Raw genomic sequence first — 385 nt, 5'->3', positions numbered from 1 at the left:
ATTAAAATGGTGCCGAGGGCCGGACTTGAACCGGCACGGTAGTCACCTACCGCAGGATTTTAAGTCCTGTGTGTCTGCCAATTCCACCACCCCGGCAGGACTTATATATGTGGAGCGGAAGACGAGGTTCGAACTCGCGACCCCCACCTTGGCAAGGTGGTGTTCTACCACTGAACTACTTCCGCGCATATATGAAATTAATAAAAGATGCGGGTGAAGGGACTTGAACCCCCACGTCGTAAGACACTAGATCCTAAGTCTAGCGCGTCTGCCAATTCCGCCACACCCGCGTGTGAATATAAATGGTGAGCCATGAAGGACTCGAACCTTCGACCCTCTGATTAAAAGTCAGATGCTCTACCAACTGAGCTAATGGCTCGAAAAA

Annotated in this window: 4 tRNA genes; all 4 read right to left on the bottom strand. The window is 50.6% G+C overall.

Going from position 1 to position 385, the window contains the following annotated elements:
- Positions 1-7: 7 nt before the first annotated feature.
- Positions 8-96: transfer RNA gene (locus tag OK414_RS29855), tRNA-Leu, on the bottom strand.
- Positions 97-110: 14 nt separating this feature from the next.
- Positions 111-185 (bottom strand) — tRNA-Gly (locus OK414_RS29850).
- A 23-nt stretch (positions 186-208) separates the two neighbouring features.
- A tRNA-Leu gene (locus tag OK414_RS29845) sits at positions 209-290 on the bottom strand.
- 13 nt (positions 291-303) lie between these two features.
- Positions 304-379: transfer RNA gene (locus OK414_RS29840), tRNA-Lys, on the bottom strand.
- Positions 380-385 lie beyond the last annotated feature (6 nt).

Source organism: Priestia sp. JV24 (genome assembly GCF_025910025.1).
Classification (GTDB): domain Bacteria; phylum Bacillota; class Bacilli; order Bacillales; family Bacillaceae_H; genus Priestia; species Priestia megaterium.
This window is presented reverse-complemented; position numbering and strand designations above follow the sequence as displayed.